Origin of the sequence: Azospirillum argentinense (assembly GCF_000632475.1) — a bacterium.
GTDB lineage: Bacteria > Pseudomonadota > Alphaproteobacteria > Azospirillales > Azospirillaceae > Azospirillum > Azospirillum baldaniorum.
Genome location: NZ_CP007793.1, coordinates 2,866,968 through 2,885,785, shown reverse-complemented (window position 1 = coordinate 2,885,785; position 18,818 = coordinate 2,866,968). Strand labels below are relative to the sequence as shown.

20 protein-coding genes are annotated in these 18,818 nt (G+C 68.7%); 11 read left to right on the top strand and 9 right to left on the bottom strand.

Going from position 1 to position 18,818, the window contains the following annotated elements; all coding sequences use genetic code 11:
• Positions 1-4: 4 nt before the first annotated feature.
• Positions 5-1,195: a penicillin-binding protein activator gene (locus ABAZ39_RS13415; protein WP_051658109.1), complete on the bottom strand. Its 1,191-nt coding sequence runs from the start codon at positions 1,193-1,195 to the stop codon at positions 5-7.
• Between ABAZ39_RS13415 and rsmI the strand changes: the two genes are divergently transcribed.
• Genes rsmI through gshB form a run of 4 tightly spaced genes read left to right on the top strand, consistent with a single transcriptional unit; the run spans position 1,189 to position 4,354 of the window.
• Complete coding sequence (gene rsmI, locus ABAZ39_RS13410; protein ID WP_372684152.1) at positions 1,189-2,130, top strand: 16S rRNA (cytidine(1402)-2'-O)-methyltransferase; 942 nt, start codon at positions 1,189-1,191, stop codon at positions 2,128-2,130. The two genes, ABAZ39_RS13415 and rsmI, sit on opposite strands and share 7 nt — an antisense overlap.
• A complete protein-coding gene (locus tag ABAZ39_RS13405; RefSeq protein ID WP_038530073.1) occupies positions 2,127-2,495 on the top strand; it encodes a YraN family protein in 369 nt (122 codons plus the stop codon). Before rsmI ends, ABAZ39_RS13405 begins: the two co-directional genes overlap by 4 nt.
• A gap of 33 nt (positions 2,496-2,528) precedes the next feature.
• Complete coding sequence (locus ABAZ39_RS13400; RefSeq protein WP_038530071.1) at positions 2,529-3,362, top strand: SirB1 family protein; 834 nt, start codon at positions 2,529-2,531, stop codon at positions 3,360-3,362.
• A 35-nt stretch (positions 3,363-3,397) separates the two neighbouring features.
• Positions 3,398-4,354, top strand: coding sequence for a glutathione synthase (gene gshB / locus ABAZ39_RS13395; RefSeq protein WP_038530069.1), 957 nt, complete (start codon positions 3,398-3,400; stop codon positions 4,352-4,354).
• A gap of 187 nt (positions 4,355-4,541) precedes the next feature.
• On the opposite strand, the gene ABAZ39_RS13390 is transcribed toward gshB, so the two are convergent.
• On the bottom strand, positions 4,542-4,880 hold the full coding sequence (locus ABAZ39_RS13390) for a helix-turn-helix domain-containing protein (RefSeq protein ID WP_038530068.1): 339 nt from the start codon (positions 4,878-4,880) through the stop codon (positions 4,542-4,544).
• 92 nt (positions 4,881-4,972) lie between these two features.
• Between ABAZ39_RS13390 and ABAZ39_RS13385 the strand changes: the two genes are divergently transcribed.
• Positions 4,973-5,215, top strand: coding sequence for a hypothetical protein (locus ABAZ39_RS13385; RefSeq protein WP_038530066.1), 243 nt, complete (start codon positions 4,973-4,975; stop codon positions 5,213-5,215).
• On the opposite strand, the gene ABAZ39_RS13380 is transcribed toward ABAZ39_RS13385, so the two are convergent.
• The 5 genes from ABAZ39_RS13380 to rph all read right to left on the bottom strand — a co-directional run bounded on the left by ABAZ39_RS13380 (position 5,199) and on the right by rph (position 10,243).
• On the bottom strand, positions 5,199-5,705 hold the full coding sequence (locus ABAZ39_RS13380; protein WP_038530064.1) for a dihydrofolate reductase: 507 nt from the start codon (positions 5,703-5,705) through the stop codon (positions 5,199-5,201). The two genes, ABAZ39_RS13385 and ABAZ39_RS13380, sit on opposite strands and share 17 nt — an antisense overlap.
• A 33-nt stretch (positions 5,706-5,738) precedes the next feature.
• On the bottom strand, positions 5,739-7,430 hold the full coding sequence (locus ABAZ39_RS13375) for a methyl-accepting chemotaxis protein (RefSeq protein ID WP_038530062.1): 1,692 nt from the start codon (positions 7,428-7,430) through the stop codon (positions 5,739-5,741).
• 188 nt (positions 7,431-7,618) lie between these two features.
• Positions 7,619-8,785, bottom strand: a complete 1,167-nt coding sequence (hemW, locus tag ABAZ39_RS13370) for a radical SAM family heme chaperone HemW (protein ID WP_038530060.1) — start codon at positions 8,783-8,785, stop codon at positions 7,619-7,621.
• Positions 8,773-9,375 (bottom strand): RdgB/HAM1 family non-canonical purine NTP pyrophosphatase, encoded by a 603-nt coding sequence (gene rdgB / locus ABAZ39_RS13365; protein WP_038530057.1) that lies wholly within the window; start codon positions 9,373-9,375, stop codon positions 8,773-8,775. Before rdgB ends, hemW begins: the two co-directional genes overlap by 13 nt.
• Positions 9,376-9,523: 148 nt before the next feature.
• Entirely contained in the window at positions 9,524-10,243 is a 720-nt protein-coding gene (gene rph / locus ABAZ39_RS13360) for a ribonuclease PH (protein ID WP_035670630.1), read from the bottom strand.
• A gap of 165 nt (positions 10,244-10,408) precedes the next feature.
• Here rph and hrcA point away from each other — a divergent pair, with 165 nt between their 5' ends.
• The 3 genes from hrcA to ABAZ39_RS13345 all read left to right on the top strand — a co-directional run bounded on the left by hrcA (position 10,409) and on the right by ABAZ39_RS13345 (position 12,810).
• Positions 10,409-11,449, top strand: coding sequence for a heat-inducible transcriptional repressor HrcA (hrcA, locus tag ABAZ39_RS13355; RefSeq protein ID WP_035670634.1), 1,041 nt, complete (start codon positions 10,409-10,411; stop codon positions 11,447-11,449).
• Between the two features lie 78 nt (positions 11,450-11,527).
• Positions 11,528-12,151, top strand: coding sequence for a nucleotide exchange factor GrpE (grpE, locus tag ABAZ39_RS13350; RefSeq protein WP_038530053.1), 624 nt, complete (start codon positions 11,528-11,530; stop codon positions 12,149-12,151).
• A 293-nt stretch (positions 12,152-12,444) separates the two neighbouring features.
• Positions 12,445-12,810, top strand: a complete 366-nt coding sequence (locus tag ABAZ39_RS13345; protein WP_014239024.1) for a response regulator — start codon at positions 12,445-12,447, stop codon at positions 12,808-12,810.
• 33 nt (positions 12,811-12,843) lie between these two features.
• Here ABAZ39_RS13345 and ABAZ39_RS13340 read toward each other — a convergent pair whose 3' ends face one another.
• Positions 12,844-13,725 (bottom strand): DUF1848 domain-containing protein, encoded by an 882-nt coding sequence (locus ABAZ39_RS13340; protein WP_038530050.1) that lies wholly within the window; start codon positions 13,723-13,725, stop codon positions 12,844-12,846.
• A gap of 107 nt (positions 13,726-13,832) precedes the next feature.
• On the opposite strand from ABAZ39_RS13340, the gene ABAZ39_RS13335 reads away from it, so the two are divergent.
• A complete protein-coding gene (locus ABAZ39_RS13335) occupies positions 13,833-14,348 on the top strand; it encodes a hypothetical protein (RefSeq protein WP_038530048.1) in 516 nt (171 codons plus the stop codon).
• Positions 14,349-14,552: 204 nt separating this feature from the next.
• Here ABAZ39_RS13335 and ABAZ39_RS13330 read toward each other — a convergent pair whose 3' ends face one another.
• Entirely contained in the window at positions 14,553-14,756 is a 204-nt protein-coding gene (locus ABAZ39_RS13330; RefSeq protein WP_014239027.1) for a hypothetical protein, read from the bottom strand.
• Between the two features lie 298 nt (positions 14,757-15,054).
• On the opposite strand from ABAZ39_RS13330, the gene dnaK reads away from it, so the two are divergent.
• The gene (gene dnaK / locus ABAZ39_RS13325; RefSeq protein WP_257722215.1) at positions 15,055-17,226 is read left to right on the top strand and encodes a molecular chaperone DnaK; all 2,172 of its coding nucleotides are present in this window, start codon (positions 15,055-15,057) and stop codon (positions 17,224-17,226) included.
• Positions 17,227-17,387: 161 nt separating this feature from the next.
• Entirely contained in the window at positions 17,388-18,530 is a 1,143-nt protein-coding gene (gene dnaJ, locus ABAZ39_RS13320; protein WP_014239029.1) for a molecular chaperone DnaJ, read from the top strand.
• The last annotated feature ends 288 nt before the right edge of the window (positions 18,531-18,818 follow it).

Below are 18,818 nucleotides of genomic sequence, written 5' to 3'. Positions count from 1 at the left end.
GCGGTCACTGCCCCAGCACGTCGAAGCTGGACGGGGCGGGATCGATCACGCGGGGACCGCTCGGGGTGACCTCCAGAACGGCCAGTCCGCGTTCCACGACGCCGTCCGCGCGCAGGCGGAAGACGCCGTCCATGCCTTCGAAACCGTTGGGGTTGTTCAGCGCCGCGCGGTCGAAGCGGCCCGCCGCGTCGGGCATCTTGGCCAGCACCGCGGCGATGGCCGTGGCGTCGTAGGACAGGGTGGCGATGCGCGGCGGCTTGCGCCCGTAGGTCCTCTCGAAGCGCGCCTCGAAGTCGGCGCGGCTCTGCGGGGACGGGGCGGCGAACCAGGCGCCGGCCAAAGCGGGCTCCTGGCCCAGGCCGGGCTCGTCCCACAGGCCGGTGCCGAGCAGCTTGACCTGCTGGGTGTTCAGCCCGTTGGCCGACAGCGCCGACGCCAGACCCTGGGCGCGCGGCCCGCCTTCGGCCAGCATGACCGCCTGCGGCTGAACGCCGGCCTGGGTCACCTGCCGCGCCGGCTGGGCGAGGTCGGTCACCGCCGGGTCGTAGCGCTCCACCTGCGCCACCTGCCCGCCGAACTGGCGCGAGGCGGCCTGCACGGCGTTGACCACGGCGTCGCCGTAGGCGGTGCGCGGGGCCAGCGCGACGTAGCGCGTCGCACCGCGCGAGCGGGCGAAGCCGATCACGCGGGTGACCTGATCGGCGGGCACGAAGCCCAGCACATAAGTGCCGTTGCCGGCCTGGGTCCAGTCGTTGGTGAAGGCCAGAACGTCCACGCCCGCGGACTGGGCGACCGGCTTCACCGCGGCCACGTCGGCGGCGAACAGCGGGCCGAGGATCAGGCTCGCCCCCTCGGCGATGGCCTGCCGCGCCGCGTCGGCGGCGCCGGTGGGCGTACCCTTGGTGTCGCGGGGCAGCAGCTCGAACCGGTCGCCGGCCAGATCGAACAGCGCCATCTGCGCCGACTCCAGCATGGCCTGCCCGATGGCGGCGCTGGACCCGGACAGCGGCAGCAGGATCGCCACCTTCAAGGTCTGCGGGGCGGCCGGAACGGCGGCGACGGGCGCTTGCGGCGCTTGAGTCGGCGGCGCCGGGGCCTTTACAGTCGAGCAGGCCGAAAGCGTGCCGACAACCAACAGGGCGGCGGCAGCCTGCTGCCCCCAAGCGCGCGAGAAAGGTGTCGTCAAGCGTGCCACCAACGATCTCCACATCCGGTCCGGCGCCCGAGCCCGTTTCCGGGCCCGGCGTCTCTGGTGACGCTGAAGGTAGCGAGCCGAGGGCCGCAAGTAAACTCGGCGCCGGCCTTTATGTGGTCGCCACCCCCATCGGCAACGCCGCCGACATCACGCTGCGCGCGCTCGACACGCTGCGCCGCGCCGACGCCATCGCCTGCGAGGACACGCGGGTGACGGCGAAGCTGATGGGCATCCATGGCATCCACACGCCCTTCGTCTCCTATCATGAACACAACGCGGCAAAGATGCGTCCGGTCCTCATCGGCCGCATGAAAGCGGGCGAGTCCATCGCGCTGGTCACCGACGCTGGCACGCCGCTGGTCTCCGACCCCGGCTACAAGCTGGTGCGCGAGTGCGTGGCGGAGGGAGTGGCGGTCACCACGCTGCCCGGCGCCTCCGCCCCGCTGGCGGCGCTGGTGCTGTCCGGCCTGCCGACCGACCGCTTCCTGTTCGCCGGCTTCCTGCCCAACAAGAGCAGCGCGCGGCGCGCCACCGCCGGGGAACTGAAGAGCGTTCCGGCCACGCTGGTCTTCTTCGAGTCGCCGCAGCGCCTGCCCGAGTCGCTGGCCGACCTCGCCGACATCCTGGGCGCGCGGGAGGCCGCGGTGGCGCGGGAACTGACCAAGCTCTACGAGGAGGTGCGGCGCGGCACCCTGCCGGAGCTGGCCGCCCACTACGCCGAGGCCGGCCCGCCGAAGGGCGAGGTCGTGCTGGTCATCGGCCCGCCCGGCGAGGAGCCCACCCCGACCGAGGCCGATGTCGACGCCCTGCTGCGCGAGGCGCTGGCCCGCCTGTCGGTCCGCGACGCCGCCGCCGACGTGGCCGCCCGCACCGGCCAGAACAAGCGCGCCGTCTACGCCCGCGCGCTGGAGCTGTCGCGGGAGGGGAAACCATGAGCGCCCCGGACGCCCTGCGCCGCCGGGCCGAGAATTACGGCCGCTACGCCGAGCAGCTCTGCCGGCTGGCGCTGCGGCTGAAGGGTTACCGCATCCTGGAAAGCCGCCTGCGCACACCCATGGGAGAGATCGACATCGTGGCCCGGCGGGGCGACACTCTGGCGATCGTCGAGGTCAAGGCCCGCGGCGACTGGGACACCGCGAACGAGGCGGTCAACGCCCGCCAGCGGGGCCGCCTCGCCCGCGCCGCCCACGCCTATCTGGGGGCCAACCCCCACTATGCCGGCTATGTCTTGCGCTTCGACGTCATGCTCGTTACCCCTTGGTCCTGGCCGCGCCACGTCCCGGACGCGTGGCGGGCCTGACGCGAAGGCTGAAGAAGAGGAAGGACGCCGCCCGTGACCAGCCGCGCCGAGGCCCGTGACATCCTGCGCCGCGTGGGGCAGCAGCCGGACGAGCAGATCGATCTGGCCGAAGCCGCCCTCGCGCTGGGCGCGCTGGAGGTGCCGGGCGCCGCGCTGGCCGACTACCGCCGTCACCTCGCCGACATCGCCCACGATCTGGCGGAGCGTGTCTCGCCCACCCTCGACGGGCTGGAGGCCCGCATCTCCTGGCTGCACGAGGTCATCGTGGAGCGGCACGGCTACGCCGGCGACCAGGAAACCTACGACGACCTGCAGAACGCCAACCTGCTGCGCGTCATCGACCGCCGCCGCGGCCTGCCGGTGGCGCTGGGCATCCTGTACCTGCACGCCGCCCGCTCGCAGGGCTGGACGATGCTGGGGCTGAACTTCCCCGGCCATTTCCTGGTGCGGTTGGAGGCCGACGGCGCCCGCGCCATCCTCGACCCCTTCAACGAGGGGCAGGTGCGCACCGCCGTGGACCTGCGTGACCTGCTGAAGGCCACTGCCGGCAGCGCCGCGGAGCTGGAGCCCGGCCATTACCAGACGGTGTCCAACCGCGAGATTCTGTTGCGGCTCCAGAACAACATCAAGCTGCGCCACCTCTCCGCCCGCGACGTGCCGCGCGCGCTGGAGGTGCTGGAGGCGATGCGGCTGTTCGCCCCGGCCGAGGCGTCGCTGTGGCGGGAGACCGGCCTCCTTGAGGCCCACAACGGCAACCTCGCCGCCGCCATCGCCGCGCTGGAAACCTTCCTGGAGCTGACCGCCAGCGAACGGCACCGCCATCAGGTCGCCGCGCTGATCCAGCAGCTCAAGAACCAACTGAACTGACCCCACTTCAAAAGCCCGTTTCGGAGACCCGCAGGATGAGCCTCGCCGTCGCCTTCCAGATGGACCCCATCGAGTCCATCAACATCGACACCGACTCGAGCTTCATGATGGCGCTTGAGGCGCAGAAGCGCGGGCACACGCTCTACCACTACCACCCGCGCGACCTCAGCCTGACCGGCAACGTCCTGACCGCCCGTGTGCGCGAGATGACCGTGGTCCGCCAGAAGGGCGCCCACTACACGCTGGGCGAGCCGCGGATCGTCGACCTGTCGACCATGGACGTGGTGCTGATGCGCCAGGACCCGCCCTTCGACATGGCCTACATCACCGCCACCCACATGCTGGAGCACATCCAGCCCAAGGTGCTGGTGCTGAACGACCCGGCGGAGGTGCGCAATGCCCCGGAAAAGCTGTTCGTCACCCATTTCCCCGACCTGATGCCGCCGACGCTGATCACCAGCGACAAGCAGGCCGTCCTGGACTTCCGGGCGCAGCACAAGGACATCATCGTCAAGCCGCTGTTCGGCAACGGCGGGGCCGGCGTCTTCCACCTGAAGCCGGACGACGAAAACCTGGGCTCGCTGCTGGAGCTGTTCACCCAGCTCTACCGCGAGCCGGTGATCGTGCAGAAGTACCTGCCGGAGATCCGCCAGGGCGACAAGCGCATCATCCTGATCGACGGCGAGCCCGCCGGCGCCGTCAGCCGCATGCCCCAGGAGGGCGAGGCCCGCGCCAACTTCCACGCCGGCGGCAGCGCCAAGAAGACGGAGCTGACCCCGCGCGAGCAGGAGATCTGCAAGGCCATCGGCCCGGTGCTGCGCGAGAAGGGGCTGGTCTTTGTCGGGATCGACGTGATCGGCGACTACATGACCGAGATCAACGTGACCTCGCCCACCGGCATCCAGGAGATCAACCGCCTCGACGGGTCGGCGCTGGAGGCCACCCTGTGGGACGCCATCGAGCGCCGGCATCGGGAGAACAAGGGAGCTTAAGCTATTCCATTTAAAATGGAAATCCCCTCTCCCCTCTGGGGAGAGGGTTAGGGTGAGGGGGTTGCGCTTCTGCCGGACGCACCACCACGCACATCCCCCTCACCGGCCCTGCGGGCCACCCTCTCCCCAGAGGGGCGAGGGTTATCAAGGGCGTTGCAATGGCCTGACGGTACTCGCGGACAAAAGGCTAATCGCCCTTCGGAAACGCCTCGATCTGTTTCAGAGCGATTTCCAGATCGCGGGTCGTAAGCTGGCGTGCCCGCTCTGAAAGCGCCGATTCCAAAGCCACACGCTTGCTGTTGGCATTGACCGCTGGATCGAGCGCGTCGGCCAATTCGCGCAATGGAATGCCGAGGTTCTCACTCAGCCGGATCAGTGTCTCCACGCTCGGCAGGCTGACGCCGCGTTCCATGTTGGACACGGCCTCGGTCGTGCGGTCGAGTAATTCGGCAAATTGTTCTTGGGTCAAAGCGCGCGCCTTACGGATTGCCCGAAGCCGCAGCCCAAATGCGTGTTTCCGATCCATAACCGGACTTTCCTCCGGGTATGAACGGTTGACCATGCAAGAGAATTCGTTTTAATCATCGAAATGCAGAGTTTACTTCATAGGAGACAGACATGCTGCCATTCGATCCATTCTATCTGCTGGGCCGGCTGATGGTCGTGTGGGGCGTGATGATGCCGGTCATGGCATTCCCGATGATGAACGGCTACCAGCCCTCGCTCGGGGTGCTTGGGAGCCTGAACCAGATGCACTTGTATCTGGAAGTGGTGGATTTGCGATTCGACGCCATTGTGAGCATGGGGCTGGCGCTGTTGTGGGGCGGGCTGTCGATCGTCGCGCTCACGCCCCAGCGCTGACGGGGCGCCGTACGAGGTCCAGGTACCGGTAATCCAGACCGTTCTCGGTCAGCAGCGGGCCGCGCTCCGTCTCCACCCACTCCGGCCCCAGCGGGGGCATGACGGTGTCGCCCTCCACATCCTGTTCGACGCGGGTCAGGTGGACGATGTCGGCGAGCGGCAGGGTTTCGCGGAACAGCTCGGCGCCGCCGATCACGCAGACCTCCAGGACGCCGCGGTCGCGGCACCAGTCCAGCGCCGCGTCGAGGCCGCCGAACCAGCGCGCGCCGTCCCGCTCGCCCGCTGGGACGCTGCGGCTGACCACGAGGTTGTCGCGGCCGGGCAGGGGCTTGCGGGGGAGCGACTCCCAGGTGCGCCGGCCCATCAGGACCGGCTTGCCCATCGTCAGCTCCCGGAAGCGCTTGAGGTCGCCGGGCAGGGACCAGGGCAGGGTGCCGTTGCGGCCGATCACGCCGTTGCGCGCCGCGGCCACCACCAGACTGATGCGCATCCCAACCCCTTTCCCCGTCCCGTTCACCCAACCTTACGCCGCGCGGAGCTGCTGAAGGAAGCCCCCGACCTCGCGGTGCAGCGTGTCGAGCTGGTGGCCGAGCTGGCGCGACATCTCCAGAACGTCGCGGGCGGTGGCGCCGCTCCGGGTCGCCGCACCGGTGACGCCGCTGATATTGGCCGATACCTCCTGCGTGCCGCCCGCCGCCTCCTGGACGTTGCGGCTGATCTCGCGGGTCGCCGCCCCCTGCTCCTCGACCGCGGAAGCGATGGAGGTCGCGATCTCGTTCACCCGCAGGATCACCTGGGTCACGCCCTGGATTTCGCCGACCGCGTCGCCGGTCACGGACTGGATGTTGGCGACCTGGGCGGCGATCTCCTCGGTGGCCTTGGCGGTCTGGTTGGCCAGAGCCTTGACCTCGCTCGCCACCACGGCGAAGCCCTTGCCGGCCTCGCCGGCGCGGGCCGCCTCGATGGTCGCGTTCAGCGCCAGCAGGTTGGTCTGGCTGGCGATGTCGTTGATGAGCTGGACGACCGCGCCGATCTTCTGCACCGCCTCGGCCAGCCCGCCGACCTTGCCGTTGGCCCGCCCGCTGAGGGTCACCGCCTCGCCCGCGATGCGCGACGACTCGGCGACCTGACGGCTGATCTCCTGGATCGAACTGGCCAGCTCCTCCGACGCCGCCGCCACGGTCTGTACGTTGGCGGAGGTCTGCTCGGTCGCCGCGGCCACGGAGGTCGCCAGCTCGTCGGTCTGGGCGGCGGCGCGGCTCATCTCGGCCGCGCGCTCCTCCATCGTCGCCGCCGCGTCGGAGACGGTGCGGACGACGGCGCCGATGCTCTGTTCGAAGCTGGCGGCCAGCGCCAGCATGGCGCGGCGCTTCTCCTCCTCGGCGCGTTGGGCCGAGGCGGCCTGCTCGGCCTCCAGCCGCTGCTTGTCGCGGGCGTTGGTCTGGAAGACCAGCACGGCCTTGGCCATGGCGCCGATCTCGTCGCCGCGCTCCGCCTCCGGAAAGCGGGTGTTCAGGTCGCCGTCGGCCAGCGAGCGCATCTTGGCGCCCAGCCCGCGCAGCACCCGGCTGATGTCGGTGCCGACCCAGGCGATCAGGCCGACGGCCGGCACCGCCAGCGCCAGGATGACGAAGGCCAGCGTCCGCAGCTGGTCCAGGAAGGCGGCCCGGATGTCGTCGATGAAGATGCCGGTGCCGATGAAGATGTTCCACGGCTCGAAGCCGCGGACATAGCCCAGCTTCACCGCCAGATCGCTGCCGCCGACCGTGCGCGGCCAGTCGTATTCCAGCAGGCCGTCGCCGGTGGCGCGGACCATGCGGATGAACTCCACGATCATGTGGACGCCGTTGGCCGACTTCAGCGGCTTGACGTCGGCGCCGATCAGCTTGGCGTTGACGTGGGCGAAGCCGTAGCCGTCCATGGTGTGGGCGAAGAGATACTCCTTGCCGCCGGCGTAGCGGATGCCGGCCACCGCCGCCTTGAAACGGGCTTGCGCCTCCTCGCGGGTGATCTTGCCGGCGGCGGCGTCCGCCTCCAGCGTGGTGGCCAGGGTGACCCCGGTTTCCACGATGCTGTGCAGCGTGTCCAGCCGGTCGGCGTGCATTCGGCTGTAATTGAGATAAAGGCCGGCACCGGCGATGGCGAAGGATGCGACCGAAGCCGCGACGACGAGCGCCCACAGCTTGGCCCGAATGGAAAGCTTCGTGAGGGTCATGGGATGTCTGCCTGCAACTGTCTGCCCTGTCCCGCGTCCCGGCAAGCGGCGGTTGTTTGCCCTTGTCTTTGCCGGAACTCCAAGAATGATCGACAGTCACAGGAAACTTATAAACGGATGTATAAAAATGCGGGGCGCACCGGGCACTGGGCGCCTTTGTCACACCACATTTGCGGGTATTGGCGCGGTCAGGCCAGAAGGGCCCCCAGCACGGCGTTCAACCGCTGCCGCCCCTCATGCGTGGCGCGCAACGTGTCCTTGCCGACCTCCAGGAATCCGCCGGCCACCAGACGCTCCAGCGCGGCGGGATCGACCAGCCCGTCGAGGTCGCGGCCGGTCTCCTCGACCAGCCGGGCGCGGGCCACCCCCTCGCGCAGGCGCAACCCCATCATCAGCAGCTCCGAGCCGCGGGACTCGCGGGCGACCGGCTCGGGCGCGGCGGCGCCGTGGCCGTCGCGCTCCACCCGCTCCAGCCAGATTTCCGGGGCGCGGTGGGCGCGGGTGGCGAATTTCTCGCCGTCCAGCGTCAGCCGGCCGTGGGCGCCGGGACCGACGCCGACGTAATCGCCGTAGCGCCAGTAGGTCAGGTTGTGGCGGCTCTCCTCGCCGGGGCGGGCGTGGTTGGAAATCTCGTAGGCGGGCAGCCCGGCGCGGTCGAGCAGGCTCTGCGTCGCCTCGTAGAGGTCGCCGGCCAGATCCTCGTCGGGCAGCACCAGATCGCCCCGCGCGTGCAGGGGGAAGAAGGCCGTGCCCTCCTCGATGGTCAGCTGGTAGACCGACAGATGGCCGACCGCGTGGTCGAGCGCACGGGTCAGCTCCGCCTCCCACGCCGCGACGGACTGGCCGGGGCGGGCGTAGATCAGGTCGAAGCTGAAGCGGGGGAAGGTCCGAGCGGCCAGCGCGATGGCACCGGTCGCCTCCGCCGCGCTGTGCTGGCGGCCGAGGAACTTCAGCGCGGCGTCGTCCAGCGCCTGGATGCCCATCGACAGGCGGTTGACCCCGGCGGCGCGGAAGGCGCGGAACTTGTCGGCCTCGACCGAGGTCGGGTTGGCCTCCAGCGACACTTCCAAATCGCTGCCCACCGTCCAGCGGGCGGCGATGCGCTCCAGCACGGCGCCGACCGTCGCCGGCTCCATCAGCGACGGCGTGCCGCCCCCGAAGAAGACGGAGGTGACCCGGCGGCCGGGTGTTGCGTCTGCGTAATGATCCAGCTCCCGCACCAGCGCGGCGCGCCAGCGGTCATGCTCGACCCGGTCGCGGACGTGGCTGTTGAAGTCGCAGTACGGGCACTTCGCCTTGCAGAAGGGCCAGTGGATGTAGATCCCGAAGCCAGGATCAGGAATCACTTGAAGCATCGCTCCACAAGCTGGCGGAAGGCGTCGGCCCGGTGGCTCATCTCGTGCTTCTTGGCCGGGTCCATCTCGCCGAAGGTGATGTCGTAGCCGTCCGGCCTGAACATCGGATCGTAACCGAAACCATGCGCGCCGCGCGGCGGCCAGACCAGCGTGCCGGGGCAGCGGCCCTCGACCGTCTCGACATGGCCGTCCGGCCAGGCGAGCGACAGGGCGCAGACGAACCAGGCGCGGCGGTCGGTCTGGCCCTTCAGCCCGTCCTCGACCTTGCCCATGGCCATCTGGAAGTCCTTTTCCGGCCCGGCCCAGCGGGCGGAGTAGATGCCGGGATCGCCGTTCAGCGCCGGCACCACCATCCCGCTGTCGTCGGCCAGCGCGACGTGCCCCGCCTTGGCGGCGGCCAGGGCCTTCAGCTCGGCGTTCGCGACGAAGCTGGTCCCCGTCTCCTCCGGCTCCGGCAGGCCAAGTTCGCCCGCGGACACGAAGGAGGCGGCGTAGGGGCCGAGCAGCGCCGCGATCTCGCGGACCTTGCCCTTGTTGTGGCTGGCGATCACCAGCGTGCCGCCCGTGAAGCGGCGGGGAGGCGTGGTCATGGGGGAGTTCCTTCTGTCACAGCGGGTTGCCCCCACCCTCCCGCTTCGCGGGTCCCTCCCTCCCCCGCTTCGCAGGGGACGGGACGGCCGTACTTCCCGTCCGTACGGACGGAAGGCGGGTAGGGAGGGGGCAAGCGCAACCGCGCCTTTACTTCACCGCGATCGCCGCCTTCTGCAAGGCCACCAGCTCATCGATGCCCTTGCGGGCGAGCGCCAGCAGCTCCATGAACTGCGGCTCGCTGAAGGGGCGCTCCTCGGCGGTGCCCTGCACCTCGACGATGCCGCCCTGGCCGGTCAGCACGAAGTTGGCGTCTGCCTGCGCCGTCGAATCCTCGGCGTAGTCGAGGTCGAGCACGCTGGTGTTCTTGTAGATGCCGCAGGAGACGGCGGCCACATGGTCGGTCAGCGGCATGGTCTTGAGCGCGCCGATCTGCATCAGGTGCTGGAAGGCCAGATGCAGGGCGACGAAGCTGCCGGTGATGGCGGCGGTGCGGGTGCCGCCGTCGGCCTGGATGACGTCGCAGTCGATCTTGATCTGCTTCTCGCCCATGGCGGCGCGGTCGGTGACGGCGCGCAGCGCGCGGCCGATCAGGCGCTGGATCTCCTGGGTGCGGCCCGACTGCTTGCCCTTGGCGGCCTCGCGGTCGGTGCGGCTGTGGGTGGAGCGCGGCAGCATGCCGTATTCGGCGGTGACCCAGCCGAGGCCGGTGTTCTTCAGGAAGCGGGGAACGCCCTCGTCCACGCTGGCGGTGCACAGGACGTGCGTGTCGCCGAACCGCACCAGGCAGGACCCCTCGGCGTGCTTGCTGAAATGGGGCTCAAGGGAAATGGTGCGCAACTGGTCGTGGGCGCGGCCGGAGGGACGCATCGGGCATGATCCGCGAATCTGTTGAAATCGGCGGCAAGCTAGCGCCCGCGGCCCCCGCCGTCCAGCGCGCAACCGGGGCGCACGTTGATTCGGCGCGGACACCTGCCTAAATTCGGGACGCCCCTTATCCGTGCCCCAACAGCATCGTCCGGTCCCCGCCCCGCCATGATCACCGAGCTGAACCAACGGTCCCGCGAGATCTTCCGGCTGATCGTCGACGCCTATGTGGCGACCGGCGAGCCGGTGGGCTCGCGCACGATCTCGCGGAGGCTCGGCATGGCCCTGTCGCCCGCGACCATCCGCAACGTCATGGCCGACCTGGAGGAGCAGGGGCTGCTCTACGCCCCCCACACCTCCGCCGGCCGCATCCCGACCGAGGCCGGGCTGCGCCTGTTCGTCAACGGCCTGCTGGAGATCGGCAGCCTGAGCGAGGACGAGCGCGGCTCCATCGAGGCCAAATGCGCCTCCTCCGGGCGGTCGCTGCAGGACGTGCTGGGCGAGGCGTCCACCCTGCTGTCGGGCCTGTCGCACTGCGCCGGGCTGGTGGTGGCGCCGAAGACCGACCGGCCGCTGAAGCACATCGAGTTCGTCTCGCTGGCCCCCGGCCGGGCGCTGGTCGTGCTGGTCAACGAGGACGGGCTGGTCGAGAACCGCGTCATCGAGGTTCCGGTCGGCGTGCCCGCCGCGACGCTGCAGATGGTCTCCAACTTCCTCAGCGCGAAGCTGGTCGGCCGCACGCTGGACGAGGCGCGGCAGGCCGTCCTGCGCGAGATCGAGGACCAGAAGACCGAGCTGGACGAATTGTCGCAGCGTGTGGTCTCCGCCGGTCTCGCCACCTGGGCGGGCAGCGGCGGGCAGAACAGCGGCCAGCTCATCGTGCGCGGCCAGGCGAAGCTGCTGGAGGACGTCACCGCCCTATCGGACCTGGAGCGCGTGCGCGCCCTGTTCGAGGCGCTGGAGACCAAGGAGACCATGCTGCGCCTGCTCGACGCCACCGGGAAGGGCGACGGGGTGCAGATCTTCATCGGCGCGGAGAATGTGCTGTTCGGCCATTCCGGCTGTTCGCTGATCATCTCGCCGTTCCAGAACAGCCGCGAGCAGGTGATCGGCGCCATCGGCGTGATCGGCCCGACCCGCATCAATTATGCCCGGATCATCCCGCTTGTGGATTATACAGCCAAGGTCATCAGCCGCCTTGTCGGGTGACGCCCCTGGCAACGCTTCACCCATTCCCCACCAGACCCCTTTCATCAGACGACGACCCAAGACGACAACGAGAGAGCCATGAGCGAAGAGCAGAACAAGCCCGCCGAAGCCGAGGTGGAGCAGACCGAAGCCGTCCAGGACAAGGCTGCCCAGGACAAGGCCGCCCAGGACAAGGCTGCGGACGCCGGTGCCGGGGATCGCGTGGCCCAGCTTGAGGCCGAGGTTGCCAGCCTGAAGGACCAGCTCCTGCGCCAGATGGCCGAGGTGGAGAACACCCGCCGCCGCGCCCAGCGCGACCGCGAGGACGCCAGCAAGTTCGCCGTGTCCAGCTTCGCCAAGGAGTTGGTGACGGTGGCCGACAACCTGCGCCGCGCGCTGGAGGCCGTCCCCGCCGAGGGCCGCGAGAACGACGACGTGCTGAAGGGCCTCTCCGTGGGCGTGGAGGCGACGGAGCGCCAGCTCATCTCCGCCTTCGAGCGTGCGGGCATCAAGAAGATCGACCCGACCGGCGAGCTGTTCGACCCGAACTTCCATCAGGTGATGTTCGAGATCGAGAACACCGGCAAGCCCGCCGGCACCGTCGTGCAGGTGCTCCAGCCCGGCTACACCATCCACGGCCGCCTGCTGCGCGAGGCCATGGTGGGCGTCGCCAAGGCCGGTCCTCACGAAATGGGCGGCCAGCACGTCGATACGAAAGCCTGACCGTCCTTTGGACGAATAGCCCGACCCTCCTCTGGAGGGATGGAACGGCCGCTCTCCGGATGGCAGGCGGCACGTCTCTTGCGGCGGCGCGGCGGCATGGTCCGCCGCGCCGCTTTTTTTTCGTCCGGCGGTTTCCGAATGAGTGTCCGCCCGCGATCCTTTGCGTACCGAAGGGCTTGCGCCGGGCTGGTCCTTCGCCTATTCGCATCGGAACCCCGATCCGCGTCGGGGAGTCTCGCGGCGCCCCGTGAATTGCCCGTTCCGGGCGGCCGCTCATTCAGGGAACCGGACCCGTGGCCAAGACCATTCTGACCGTCGACGATTCCAAGACCATCCGCGACATGGTCGCCTTCACGCTGCGCAACGCCGGCTATGGCGTCACCGAGGCGGCGGACGGCACCGCCGGTCTGGCGGAGGTCAACCGTCAGAAGTTCGACTGCATCATCACCGACCTGAACATGCCGGGCATGGACGGTCTGGCCCTGACCCGGGCCATCCGCGGCAGCGCGCTCAACCGCGCGACTCCCGTGCTGCTGTTGACCACCGAGGCCGACCCCGCCAAGAAGACCGCCGGCCGCGAGGCCGGGGCCACAGGCTGGCTGGTCAAGCCCTTCAACCCGGACAAGCTGGTCGAGACCGTGAAGAAGGTCTGCCCGTAACCGGGAAGGCGACGAGACGGCGGGCCGGGTGCCTTACCCCGCCCGCTCCCGCGTGAACAGGAACTCCCCCTCTGGATCGTGAGCGGCGAAGCGCCGTTGCGCCGTGTTGCGGTTGGCGACGGCGTAGCAGTAGACGCAGCCGTGCGGGCAGGTGTCGTACTCCCCGATGTCGCGGCTTTCCGCGCACAGGCAGCCGGCGCGGTTGCCCTTCTCCCTGGCCGCGACGGGCTGCCCGGCGACGTCGGACAGTCGTTGCGCGTCGACGCAGCGGGCCGGCGCCGTGCCGGGAACACCGGCCAGTTCCGGCTGGGTGCACAGCGTCAGCGTCATGCCGTGGTCCGCGGCGATGTCGGCCAGATCGGCCAGAAGGGCGCGCTTCTCCTCCGGGTCCGGGTCGCGCCAGGGCACACCGGCGGCGTCCAGATTGCGCGCCGTCTTGCGGTAAGGCTGGAGGAAGGAGACCACCGCCTCGTCGGTCAGGCCGCGCATCCGGCCGGCCAGCCGGGCGAAGGTTTCGCGGTGCCAGGACGGCGGTGTGGCGTCTGCTGTGACGATGGGGTCGTAGCGCCAGACGGCGGCGCGCGGCCCCCAGCGGTCGCACAGCCGGGCCATATGCTCCACCGCGCGCTCCGCGTCGGGGACGGAGCGCTCCAGAGCGGTGGGCAGGCCGGTGATGCTGTACTGGACGACGAAGGGAAAGCCGCGTTCCGACACCTCCTCCAGCGCCGGCAGGAAGGGGCCGAGATTCTTGGTCCAGAAGACGAAGCCGTCGACCTCCGCGCGGCTCAGCCCGATGCGGTAGGTCTGGCCGCCATAGGGGTTGACCATGCGGCAGTGCCCGGCCTCAAGCCGGTTCAGGAACCAACGCCCGTAGAAGGCGGGGATGTCCGTCTTGTAGCTGGCGGAAATGATCATCGCCGGACCATGGTGGCTCGGCGGGCCGCGATCAAGGCTGGATTCGCCGGTGCTTCGGCCTAAAGTGCCGGCACAGGATCAGGGGTACAGGATCAGGGGAGGATGCCGTGACGGGCGGACAGGACGGCCACAGCGTGGGCAACGGTGCGGGCCACAGCGTGGAGTGGGAAGGGGTGGTGCGGTTCCGGTTGCCGGACGGCTGGCGCCCGGAGGTCGAGGAGCACGAGGGCCACGCCGTGGCCGCCTTCCACCCGCCGGCCCCGGCGGGGGGCGTGCTGCGGCTGGTCACCGACCGGGTGGCGCCCAAGGACGGGCCTGACGGCGCCGTGGCGGTGCTGCGCGAGATGGCTCTGCGCTTCGTGCGCCCCGACGACCAGCGCGCCAGCGACCGGATCGTCGAGCCCTGGGGCGACGAAGGCGTCTTGGCCCAGGCCGTGATGATGACGGAGGAGGACGGCCACACCGACGCCCATTACCTCTGGCTGGTCGGGGCGGAGCGGGACGGCAAGGCGGCGGCGGCCATGTTCAGCTACCGCCTGCCCATGGTCATGGACGGGGACGAGTCCTGCGCCGGCACGCTGGCCCTGCTCGACGGGGCGATTCGCGCGGCGGAGATCCTGTAAAAGGACTTCGGGACGTGTCCGGAAACAGGAAAGCCGCCCCGTCGAGGGCGGCTTTTTCTTTTCCGGTTCTTTTGCGGCCTGACTGTTCGAGCCCGAAGTCACCGGCGTTCCCGCGCCGGCTCAGGCGGTCAGCATTCAGGCGGTCAAGACCCGGGCGCCCAAGACCCAGGCGTTCAGCGTTCAATGAGGTCAGGATTCCGGAGGTCAGCAGTGGCCGGCGCCGCCGGACATCAGGGCCTTCAACTGCGCCGCCTTCGGATCGAAGGCCATGGCCGCCTCTTCCGCCGCCAGGGCGGCCAGGCTGATGAAGCGCGCCAGATCGTCCAGGTCGCACTTCGTCGCGTCGTCCATAAGGCTGTCGAGGCAGGACTTGATGGCCAATGCCATGTCGCGCCGTTCGTCCATCATCTTGATCCCCCTATGGAATGCTGCACACGGTCCCGCTTCGGAAGGCCATATCCGCTGGCAAGAGCGGCCCCTTGACCAGTGAGGGATATATCATATTTCCTTCGATTCTCCACTATTAGAATCTTCGGACAACAAAGAAACAAGGCAACCGGCAATTGATTGTGCACTGTAATGCACACCATTACTTGTTAATGAAAAGTTAACATGGCTGGGTTGCGACCGTTTTGCTTGTGTTAAAGCCCTGTAACAGACCGCTTTCGGCACGGTCGGGGGATAAAGGGAGGCGGTTGCACGCCTTATGCTTCTGAATACCCCAGTATTCACTTGCGGCGCGAAGCCGCAGGCGCGACGATATGCCTCGGCGTGCGCGTCACCTTTTGGTCTTTTGACGGTTGGCGGATTGACCAGGACGTTGCAGCCCGAAACGCACCTGCCTATATCTCCGGCGACAGACGTTATTCCACCCAACCGTTCCACCGACCCCAAGGGGATCGCGGCGGTGCCGGACCAAACGGGCCGCCACGCATCTGCCGAACAACAGAGGCTGAACATGAGCAAAGTCATTGGCATCGACCTCGGCACCACGAACTCCTGCGTGGCCGTCATGGAAGGCTCCAGCGCCAAGGTGATCGAGAACGCCGAAGGCACGCGCACCACGCCGTCCATGGTCGCCTTCGCGCAGAACGCGGAGCGTCTGGTCGGCCAGCCGGCCAAGCGTCAGGCGGTGACGAACCCCGAGAACACCCTCTTCGCGATCAAGCGTCTGATCGGCCGCCGCTACGACGATCCGCTGACCAAGAAGGACCAGGGCCTCGTCCCCTACAAGATCATTCCCGGCGACAACGGCGACGCCTGGGTGGAAGCCGTCGGCAAGAAGTACAGCCCGTCGCAGATCAGCGCCTTCATCCTGCAGAAGATGAAGGAGACGGCTGAGAACTATCTGGGCGAGAAGGTGACCCAGGCGGTCATCACCGTCCCGGCCTACTTCAACGACAGCCAGCGCCAGGCGACCAAGGACGCCGGCAAGATCGCCGGCCTGGAAGTGCTGCGCATCATCAACGAGCCGACGGCGGCCGCCCTGGCCTACGGCATGGAGAAGAAGGGCGCCGGCACCATCGCCGTGTACGACCTCGGCGGCGGCACCTTCGACGTCTCCGTGCTGGAGATCGGCGACGGCGTGTTCGAGGTGAAGTCGACCAACGGCGACACCTTCCTCGGCGGTGAGGACTTCGATGCCCGCATCATCGACTACCTCGCCGACGAGTTCCAGAAGGAGCAGGGCATCGACCTGCGCAAGGACCGTCTGGCCCTGCAGCGCCTGAAGGAAGCCGCCGAGAAGGCGAAGATCGAGCTGTCCTCGGCCATGCAGACCGAGGTCAACCTGCCCTTCATCACCGCCGACCAGTCCGGCCCGAAGCACCTGAACGTCAAGCTGACCCGCGCCAAGCTGGAAGCCCTGGTCGACGAGCTGGTCGCCCGCACGATCGAGCCCTGCAAGGCCGCTCTGCGCGACGCCGGCCTGAAGGCCAACGAGATCGACGAGGTGATCCTGGTCGGCGGCATGACCCGCATGCCCAAGGTCATCGAGGCGGTGAAGCAGTTCTTCGGCCGTGAGCCGCACCGCGGCGTGAACCCGGACGAGGTGGTCGCCATCGGCGCCGCCATCCAGGGCGGCGTGCTGAAGGGCGAGGTCAAGGACGTCCTGCTGCTCGACGTCACCCCGCTCAGCCTGGGCATCGAGACGCTGGGCGGCGTGTTCACCCGCCTGATCGACCGCAACACGACGATCCCGACCAAGAAGTCCCAGACCTTCTCGACCGCTGAGGACAACCAGAACGCGGTGACCATCCGCGTCTTCCAGGGCGAACGCGAGATGGCCGCGGACAACAAGCTGCTCGGCCAGTTCGACCTCGTCGGTATCCCGCCGGCCCCGCGCGGCGTGCCGCAGGTCGAGGTGACCTTCGACATCGACGCCAACGGCATCGTCAGCGTCACGGCGAAGGACAAGGCCACCGGCAAGGAGCAGCAGATCCGCATCCAGGCGTCGGGCGGCCTGTCGGACGCCGACATCAACAAGATGGTGAAGGACGCCGAGGCCCATGCCGCGGACGACAAGAAGCGCCGCGAGCTGGTGGACGCCCGCAACCACGCGGACGCGCTGATCCACACCACCGAGCGGACGATCAAGGAGAACGGCGACAAGATCCCGGCCGCCGACAAGACCGCCGCGGAGGCCGCCGTGGCCGAGCTGAAGTCGGTGCTGGACGGCGAGGATCTGGAGGCCGTGAAGGCGAAGACCGAGGCGCTGGCCCAGGTGTCGATGAAGCTGGGCGAGGCCATGTACAAGGCCGGCCAGGGCGAGGCCCCGGGCGCCGGTGCCGCCGGTGCGGCGGGCGCCGCCCCGAACGAGCCGGGCGTGGTCGACGCCGACTTCGAGGAAGTGGACGACGACAAGAAGAAGTCGGCCTAAGCGTTCGGAACCGGAGGCAATCGTTGGGCAGCCGCCCGTTGCCTCCGGTGTCACAGCCGGGAGAACCCGGCGCCATGCAGTATCGTCCGGCCCGTCATCCGTCCTGCGGTGGCGGGCCGGAGATATGATTGGTCTATTGTATGTGAAGGCGGTCGGGGCCCATGGCGAAACAGGACTATTACGAGCTGCTCGGGGTGGCGAAGGGCGCCAGCGCGGACGAGATCAAAAAAGCGTACCGCAAGATGGCGATGCAGTATCACCCGGACCGCAACCAGGGTGACAAGGACGCCGAGCACAAGTTCAAGGAAATCAGCGAAGCCTACGACGTCCTGAAGGACGAGCAGAAGCGCGCGGCCTACGACCGCTTCGGCCACGGCGCCTTCGAGAACGGGCGCGGCGGCGGTGGCGGCTTCGGCGGCTTCGATTTCGGCGGCGGTGGCGGCGGCTTCGCCGACATCTTCGACGAGATGTTCGGGGAGTTCATGGGCGGGCGCCGCGGCGGCGGCGGCGCGTCGGGCCGCGGCCAGGACCTGCGCTACAATCTGGAGATCGGGCTGGAGGAGGCCTTCAAGGGCACCACGGCCAACGTCCGCGTCCCCTCCACCGTCGCCTGCGATTCCTGCAGCGGCTCCGGGGCGGCGGCGGGAACCCAGCCGGTCACCTGCCCGACCTGCCAGGGCCATGGCAAGGTGCGCGCCCAGCAGGGCTTCTTTACCATCGAGCGCACCTGCCCGGCCTGCCACGGCCAGGGCCGCGTCATCAAGGACCCCTGCAAGAGCTGCGGCGGCGCCGGGCGCCTGCGCAAGGAGAAGACCCTCCAGGTCAACATCCCCGCGGGCGTGGAGGACGGCACCCGCATCCGTCTGGCCGGAGAGGGCGAGGCGGGGTTGCGCGGCGCGCCGCCGGGCGACCTCTACATCTTCCTGGCCATCGCGCCGCACCCGATCTTCCAGCGCGACGGCGCCAACATCCACTGCCGGGTGCCGATCCCGATGACCACCGCGGCGCTGGGCGGCACGGTGGAGGTGCCGACCATCGAGGGCAGCCGCACCAAGGTGACGGTCCCACCGGGCACCCAGTCCGGCCATCAGTTCCGCATCAAGGGCAAGGGCATGTCGGTGCTGCGCAGCCAGCAGCGCGGCGACATGTACATCCAGGCCGTCGTCGAGACTCCGGTCAACCTGACCAAGAAGCAGCAGGAGCTTCTGCGCGAGTTCGACACCGCCGGCAAGGAAGGCTCCCACCCGCAGTCCGAAGGCTTCTTCGCCAAGGTGAAGGAGCTGTGGGAAGACCTGAAGGACTGAGTGCCTTCCCTTCGTTCCGCCCCGTGAGAAAGGCCCGGCCGCCAGCCGGGCCTTTTTTATGCGCGCCGCGTTCTTTTGCCCCAGTGGTATGACCACTCCGGCGTTGACAGCGGCGGGCGGCGGGAAGACTGTCCCGGCAAATCACGTACAAATGCGTTGATGCCACAGGCCGCGCCGCATACGCACGTATCCCTGGAAATCACAGCAATTGCCGTTGCCGATGGGGGGCATCGCGTGTATCAACAAGCGCTTAATCTCCTCAGGCGGTTCGCGGAGAGGGCATTCCAG